Source organism: Desulfobacterium sp. N47, assembly GCF_051233685.1.
Lineage (GTDB): Bacteria > Desulfobacterota > Desulfobacteria > Desulfobacterales > RPRI01 > RPRI01.
The window spans coordinates 21,325-29,485 of sequence record NZ_JBAMMY010000079.1; the positions used below are offsets into that span (position 1 = coordinate 21,325).

Below are 8,161 nucleotides of genomic sequence, written 5' to 3' on the forward strand. Positions count from 1 at the left end.
TATTTTTTTTAACTGTAGTTATCTTTTTATAAACCGGAATGACTTATTTACAATAAGAAAACCATTCCCTTTTAAAAAATTATCAGAACGTGTATCCCACCGAAAAATGAATCTGTCCGGAGCTTTCGCCTTTTTCCCGGTCAAGCTTATGCCCGTACAGAATGCCGATTGGCCCTATCGGGGTAATGTATCTAAGCCCCAGTCCTGCCGAAGACCGGAATTCGTCGGAACCGGCATCCACAAATGCCTTTGATACACTGCCTGTATCGTAAAATAAAGTCATTTCAACATTAGCGCCAAGATCTATCCTGGCCTCCATACTGCCTGAAACCGCACAACGTCCTCCTATGGCATCGCCGGCACTGTCAAACCTGAGCAGATTTTCTTCAAACCCCCGCACATCAAAAGTGCCGCCGAGGAAAAAAAGCTGATCCTGAGGCACCTGCCCTTTATTGCCATAAGCCTTGATATACCCGGCCCGGCCCAGAAAAGCCAGTGTCAGGCGATTAACCGGGGTATAATAATAACGCAGGTCATAACGATATTTTATAAAGTCGTCAAAAGAGTTTTCAAGACCTTTGGAAACATCTACATGCAGGGAAGAATAAACCCCTTTCTTCGGGCGGATGAATGAATCCCGTGTATTATATGTTAATGAAGGGGTAACAACAAGTATGCTTCGTTTTTGATATTCTTCTTCGGAAATTGAAGCGCCAAGAGGAAGTGAGCTGTCCAGGCGGTACTGGTCTCTTCGTTCCAGACTGAAATTGAGTCCCGGAGTAAAGTTCTTAATGGCTTTTGGAGATAAGCCCAAAGATGCACCAAGAGCCTTGTAGCCAAAGTTCTCGTTAAACTCTTCCACCTGCTCCGCATATATTTTCATAGAAGCTGATGTATATGTGTCAAGAAACCGTGGTTCACTTATACCGATTTCCGATTTGTACCCGGTCTGACTGATTTCACCGCTTACCCAGCCGTATTTGTTTAATCCTAACAGATTATGATCTCCTATCCCTGTGCGCGCATAAAACTCCTTCGATGATTCATAACCAAAGCCCAACTCGGCAAAATAGGGTTTCTGCTCCTCAATATCAACCATAAGATTGATTTTGTCTTTTTCTTCCTTAAGCCCAAGGGTCTTGAAACCAACCTCTTTGAAGATATCCAGATTCCGGATGTTTCTCTGGCTTAAAAGCGTTTTTTCCAAAGAAAATGGTTCGCCCGTTCGGATTTCCATTTCTTTTTTAATCACACGATCCTTTGTCCGAAGGTTGCCCTTTGAATAAACCTCTCCCATGGATACATAAATACCATCTGTGATTCTGTATGTAATTTCTGCTTGCTTCCTGTCGGTGGCAACTTCAATTTCACCTTTTACTTTTACATAAGGATATCCCTTGTCGGAGATCAACCGGGACAAGGCATTTTCATCTTTTCCGATCATATATTTTTGGAATGGCTGCTTTTCCTTTAATGTAATCAACTTTAAAGCATCATCAGACGAGAGTACTTTTGAACCGGCTATCTTAACGGAAGAAACCATAGTACGGACACCTTCATTGATTGTAATCCGGATCTTTACCCGACTTCGATCCCGGTTCCATTCCAGCTCCTGTTTGACTTCAGGACTCATAAAGCCCTCACTGATATAAAACGCCCGTATAGAGGAAATGTCTTCTTCAAAGATTGCCGGCACAAAAATGCCACTTCCATAAATACCGCCGGTTTCGGTAAGCATTTGTTTTCTTATCCTGCTTTCGGGATATGAGACGTTGCCCTTAATATCGATGGAATCGACTATCGTTTTTTGATTTTCCTCGATTATTATACGAATTGTCCGAATATCATCTTTTCCCGGATGGGGTTCTTCTTCCGCTTTGATCTTAGCAGAAAGATAGCCTGATGATTGATATGATTCTTCTATTTTTCTTATACTTCGTTTCAGACCCAAACCATTGCGGTTTCCATCACGCAAAAGAATCAGATCTTTTTTTAAAGTACTATCCCAAAAAGCCTTATTACCTGAAAAAAGAGTACGGTAACAAGGGCCTTCATTGATAAGCAATGAAATGGAAACCGTATGGTTTTTTGCATCCTTTTTAATAACCGGCTGTATTTCAACATCTGCAAAACCTTTGCTTCGGTAAAACTTTGTCAGCTCATCTACATCTTTTTTAAAACCGGCTTCAATAAACCGGCCGAAGCTTGCCGGAAACAAAGCTTCACGCCATATTTTCATCTTCCATTTGAGCCTTGTGGCGGAAAAATTTTTATTGCCTGTAAAAGCAATGGTTTTAAGACTGTAAAATGGGCCCTTATCAATTTTGACCTTTATTATGTAGTTGCCGTCTGCCGGATCTTCATCGGCAACAACACTGACTTTAGGTTCTATATAGCCTTCGTTTTTATAAAGTTTAACTATTTCCGCTTCCTGTTTTTCCAGTACTTCCTGCACAAATGCATTTCCGGGATATATCGTCATCGCAGCAAGCACATCACGTTCAAATACCGGATATCTTCCATAAATCCTGATATCCTTGATCCAGCGGTAAGGAGTGAGATGAAAGAAAAGAATAAATTTCCCGTCTTCTTCTTTTGAATCCACATTGATCTCTTTAAATTTTCCGCTCTGTTGCAGCATACGTATGGATTCATCCAGAAGGGCGGGAGAAAATTTTTCTCCTTTTTTAAGGTCAATCAGATTGAAAACCATTTGCCTGAGACTGATATCGTGTTCATCCTCAACTATTCTTTTTGCAATCGTAACCCTTATATCCGAGATATTAAGATAATTATCCTTTGTGCTTTTGGCATCAGCACAACAGGCAGAAACGGAAATAAGAATCCCGATAATAAAAACGCTCAAAAATTCAAATATCGCAGCTATTTTTTTTAAAGAAATATCGTTTACAATCATCGGAATTCGATCCTGTACTTGATCTCTCCGCCAAATATGCCGCTGGTATCCTGAAATCCGCTTAAGCGAAGGTTTTGTAAAAGTTTGTATTCTGCAATAGAACGCCGTATGAGCTCTCCTTTCTCCGATGTAACCGCATATTTTATAGTCAGACGTTTAGAAAGATCCTTGCCTATCGTTACCTTGACATAACCCTCGGTTTCACCATTTTTATTACCTGTTGTTGTATTATCTGTGGTTTCAACTTCCAGATAGTCGAGACTCGTGGTTTTCTTTATATCATCACCCAGAGTCGATGCTATCATTTCCGCAAGAATCTGTTCGGTTGATTGTGCGGCGCCGCTTCCTGCTTTGGTTAACTCGCGGCTTGTTTTTCCCACCAGCAATAATGAAAGAATATCCTCACGTTCTTCAGCCGGATCCGAGCTGAGTTTGAGCACAAGCGCATCCTTAGTGCCGGATATTTCAAGAGTTATCTTCCACTGCCGCACGACAACCTCGCTTTTAATATCAAAGGTCGGATCATTTTTATAAGGATTCAAAAAGTCAATTACTCCTTTTTTGACTACAAAAATCTTTCGCAGATACTCTACTGTTCCGGATTCAACAGCAGCTCTGCCCCTTATCAAAGGACTATCAGCCGTGCCCTGAGTTTTCAGATTCGGTATAATTTCAAGCTTCGCCAGATTATTTTCAACCCGGAAAGTATTTCTATGTTTTATATTCACATCAACAGCCATGTTTTTTAAAAAGGGACCCGTGTTTTGTTCCACTGTCGTTATCTTTTCGCGTTTTTTCTCCGTTAGTCCATCAAGCAGATTCAGTTTCACATCTTTGTAATACAAGCCATCTACAAGAACAATTTCACCATCCAGAAGTGATTTATCTTTACTGCCGGAAAGCATCAGATTTGCATCCAGAACCATGTCCATGGTATCGGGAATTCTGATTGGAAGGGCGGCAGCTTTAAAGTTGATATATCCTTTTCCCGGTTGAAAGCCCTTCAATTCTACTTTACCGTCAAAGTTAAATGTTCCCTCATCCAACTTTCCATAAATATTTTCAACAAATATGCCTTTCGGATTTACATGGACAGACCCATTTAAATCATGCAGTTTCTGTAAAAGATAAGGAACAGTAAAAGAAATGTTTTTAAGATCTGCTTTGGCGCTGATTTCCGGCTTGGCAAATGACCCGGCAAGATCTGCCGAAAGTTTCAACTCTCCTTTTATATCGGAAAGATCTTCAGTAAACAGTGCAACTATTGATACAGGTATATTGCCGCGTGCATGAACATCTACCGGCCCGTTCAGCCTTCCTGTTCCGTTGATAGTAAGTTTTGCGTTATCCATAAAAATCATATCAAAAGCAGGAATCAATAAAGCGCCTTTTTGGTACGACAGGTTTACATCCTTTGTACTAATTGTTTTCCTGTCTCCAAAGGACAGTTTCAGATCCGAAATATCAGCACGGGCGCTTATGCTATCGGGGTTTTTTGCATTCCCTTTCGCTTCAACTCTTCCGCTAAGTTTTCCCGACCAGTCCGGATATCCGGCCATTGTAAGGTAAGGTAAAAGGTCGGATTTATTAAAAGCTGCATTTATATCAAAATCGCTGTTTTGAAGATTTATTTTTCCGTCTGCTTTAAAGCCTATATCGGTATTACAACTTAAAATATTCCGGTTCAGATCAAAATGTATTCTGAAATCCTTAAAGTCCTGCCCCTTCAAATATAACCTTGTCATTGTTATATTGCCTGAAAGTACAGGATGTTTAAAAGATCCATCACCGGAAATATTTAAGCGAAGCCTTCCTTCTGCAAGACCAAGCTTGCGGATAGCTTCAATTGAACTTAAGGAAATGCTTTCCGATGTCAGGCTTATCTGATATTTTCCCTCAAATGAAATCCGGCCTTCTCCGGCAATCGATTCTCCGGGTACAAGCTGTATCGTAAGAGGATTAACCTTAATAACATCTCCGTCCAGTTCGGGATTAAGTTTTATCTCATGCACAGGTTGTCCTGCGATTAAGAGATCTTTCCCAAAAATATTAAAACTTCCGCGAAGATGCTTCCACGGACCTTCCACATGACCTTTTGCAAACAGACTACCCTTGAAATCTTTATGAAAATCGCTAAGAAAGATACTGGCCTTTATGATATCAAGGTTTGTAGCTTCAGCCGGTTTTTGTGATTTTGGCGCAAAAATCTGAATTTTTCCCGAAGCATCTAAAACTGAATTTCTGTTGACCAGCTTAAGCTCCTTGATATCAAGAATCCCCGAATTGTCCATACCGCCCTTAAGCCGGACATCACCAATAGATATGCCTTGATAAACAAGCGCTTTAGATTGTACATCGCAGTTAAACTCCGGTTTTTTAACAAATCCGGAAACCGTTGCATCCAGGCGGATGCTTCCTTTAATATCTTTAATCCCCAATGGAGATAACGCCGAGCTGAGATCAGGCGAAGTAAGTAAAACTTTCCCGTCAAGCGCCTCGGAAATTATATTGTATTGACCGTCTGCCTGCAATTTTGTTTTATGGGAACTAAACAAGACCTGTTTAAGAGCTAAAATACCATGATTCAGATCGGCCTTTCCTGTAAAAAGCAGGTCAACAGGAGCAGCCAGCCGATCAATTGTAACCCTTTGTCCCTGTATTTTCCAGTCTGCAAAAGCTTTGGCAGACTTTGGCTCAAAGCCTTTGCCCCGGAGCAATACATTTGATTGAACTCTGCCCCGCATCTTTTTAGAGTCAATACCAAGCTTTTCCAGGTCTATCTGTTTTCCCTCAAGAACAATATCATAGATAATTTCATCAGGATAAATTTTGCCGGACATAAATCCTTCAGGAAAAGCCTTTACAAGATCAATAGCCCCGTTAAGATCTATCTGACCGCCGCCAGCCCACAGGCTGCATGGTTTAAGTGTTACAAGACGGTTTTTCAGTGAAAATAAAATGTTTGCCCGTTTAATTTTATAACCTGCAACGACCCCGCCGTCATAATTAACGGTTCCTGCTATTTCAGGATTGTTTATTAAACCCTTTGCCCCAAGATGTGCATGAATCCGGCCTTTATATAATCGGTCGATTCCAATAATATTCTGCAACTCTGAAAGAGATAGATCCAGGTCACCGGATAGGTCAATTGATGGTTTGTTAAAAGCATTGCTGATGCGTCCGGTTACATCAAATCCGGAGTTGCCGGAAGAACCCTGTAGTATCAGAGAAGAAACCATATCTTTAGCAAAGGATGCTTTAAACTTGAGAGTACCAAATATCACATCAGGGGACTTACCTTTTATGCTCCCGTTGTTTATCAGCAGATCAAAAGAGCCTGTTTTTTGCGGCCAGTAACCGTTTGCATCAAGATCTATTCCGTTTACTGCGATCGTTAATGCCGAATCAGGTTTTTCAAACCCGATTTTTCCGTTTATCAGTTTGAGTTTTTCCAGATGTAATTTGTACTTATCCAGATTTATGGGCTCATGCTTTCCGGAATCTTTGACCAATTTCAGGGCATTTGTCAGATTAAGATTTCCGCTTTTATCCAAACGAAGCAAAACCCATGGATTTTCAATCACAAGCTGCCTCACAATCAGGCTGCCTTCCGAAAAAGAATCCCAGGAGATATCTATAAAAAGCCGCTTAAGACCGGCAATATCTTCTTTTTGGGCATCCTTTAATACAATATTATCCAGTTCAAGCTGTCCCTTAAGCAGGTTAAGCCGCAGGTTTTTAAAATTGATAGCGCCCCGGATTTGTTTGTCTATTTCAGTTTCAATGATTCGTTTGCCAAAATCCGTTTGAACTAAAAAAACAAGTCCTGCAAGCGCTATAATTATAAAAACCAATAAAGCTGCGATACTGATATATATTAATTTAAATTTCTTTGGCATATAATTTACTGTGGTTTTTCATCTTTCCGAAACTATATATTTTTAAGCTTGATGGATTTGTAAGAAGCAATTGCTGCAACTGACGTCCTATAGCATCTTTACATTATATCTAACCGGAGTCAATATCGGGGAATGTGAGATACATGATAAGAGCATTTGGATTTTATACCAGGAAAATCAAGGGTTCACTTCTTCATGGGGAATAATGGCACAGTGATTTGATCTCGTGACGGTTAAATGCTTCCGGCTTTCCGGAAATAGCGGTACGTTCATACAGCATGGAATCGACCATCCGGCGGATATCTTGAATAAATTTATGATCAGATGCTAAATACGGAAACTATTTAAAAATACTGCAACTTTTGAGGATAGCATTTACAAAGAAATGCTATCGGATTTTTTGAAAATTGTTTATTACTGACAGAAAGCACAGTAACGCAAAACTCAGCGGCTATTGTCCGCTGGAGTGATTTGTTCGGCCTTCCTCTGCCTCTTGATAATTGTAGTTAAACTACGGAGAGCATCGTTGACCGAGTCGTGATCTGGAAAATACTCAGCTATGTCGGGATCAATGACTACGACGTTAGTTCCCTCCGCATACCGTTTTGCATATTTCCCTCGGATTCCACCAGTAAAATCATATTCCTCCAGCATATCTGGATCATTCTTCATTTTCTTCATATCTGAACCTCTCTCTTTTTGTCGCCAACCTGACGCTGATAATACGTATTCGATCGCCTCTTTCCGTATGAACGATAACCAGGAGTCGTCCTTGAATAGATCGCCCAATCAGGACAAAGCGTTCTTCGTCCTCGGAATGCAGGGGATCATCAATCGTCTGTGACAACGGGTCACTAAATACCGTGCTCGCTTCGTCGAAAGAGATACCATGGTTTTTTAGGTTTAGCTGTGCCTTATTCGTATCCCATTCAAACAATAGCCCCATAAGATGTCTGATGATTCCTCCTTTGTCAATGTCAAACACAGATTTCAACGCGAGTAGCTATCTTTTGCCACGATCTGAAAGAAATCATATTGTATTTGGATATTAGAATATTTTTCTTCCTTTTTTTCACTCAGAATATTGTAAAATAGTCTTCCAATATGAAACATTATATCATATTCATTCCAGCAAATCCAATGTGATTCTTCCGCTTCACGGTAAATTTGTTCTAAATATAAGCTTCAATTATTTAGAACCACAGGTTGAAATCTTTTCGTCATTTTCAGATAATCGAAGACAGCTCTTACGTTAAATGATAATCGTCTCATTTTTTGAGACACGGTTTGTTTGGCTAATTTTTTAGATTTGACAACGCCAATTGCAAACTTTCTAAGCCGGGTC

4 protein-coding genes are annotated in these 8,161 nt (G+C 40.3%); all 4 read right to left on the bottom strand.

Translation table 11 applies throughout. The features are described from left to right. Window positions 1–82 precede the first annotated feature (82 nt). Window positions 83–2,917 carry an outer membrane protein assembly factor BamA gene (gene bamA / locus VXK47_RS04960; RefSeq protein ID WP_435547667.1) on the bottom strand — a complete coding sequence of 945 codons (2,835 nt, stop codon included), beginning with the start codon at window positions 2,915–2,917 and terminating at the stop codon, window positions 83–85. Then, window positions 2,914–6,816 (bottom strand): translocation/assembly module TamB domain-containing protein, encoded by a 3,903-nt coding sequence (locus VXK47_RS04965; RefSeq protein WP_435547668.1) that lies wholly within the window; start codon window positions 6,814–6,816, stop codon window positions 2,914–2,916. Before VXK47_RS04965 ends, bamA begins: the two co-directional genes overlap by 4 nt. A gap of 444 nt (window positions 6,817–7,260) precedes the next feature. After that, a complete protein-coding gene (locus VXK47_RS04970; protein ID WP_435547669.1) occupies window positions 7,261–7,497 on the bottom strand; it encodes a hypothetical protein in 237 nt (78 codons plus the stop codon). Then, window positions 7,478–7,762, bottom strand: a complete 285-nt coding sequence (locus VXK47_RS04975; RefSeq protein ID WP_435547670.1) for a BrnT family toxin — start codon at window positions 7,760–7,762, stop codon at window positions 7,478–7,480. Before VXK47_RS04975 ends, VXK47_RS04970 begins: the two co-directional genes overlap by 20 nt. Window positions 7,763–8,161 lie beyond the last annotated feature (399 nt).

Bases quoted from the DNA above. Each gene is read 5' to 3' on its own strand.
- bamA (WP_435547667.1), bottom strand. From the start codon at position 2,917: ATGATTGTAAACGATATTTCTTTAAAAAAAATAGCTGCGATATTTGAA.
- VXK47_RS04965 (WP_435547668.1), bottom strand. From the start codon at position 6,816: ATGCCAAAGAAATTTAAATTAATATATATCAGTATCGCAGCTTTATTG.
- VXK47_RS04975 (WP_435547670.1), bottom strand. From the start codon at position 7,762: ATGGGGCTATTGTTTGAATGGGATACGAATAAGGCACAGCTAAACCTA.
- VXK47_RS04970 (WP_435547669.1), bottom strand. From the start codon at position 7,497: ATGAAGAAAATGAAGAATGATCCAGATATGCTGGAGGAATATGATTTT.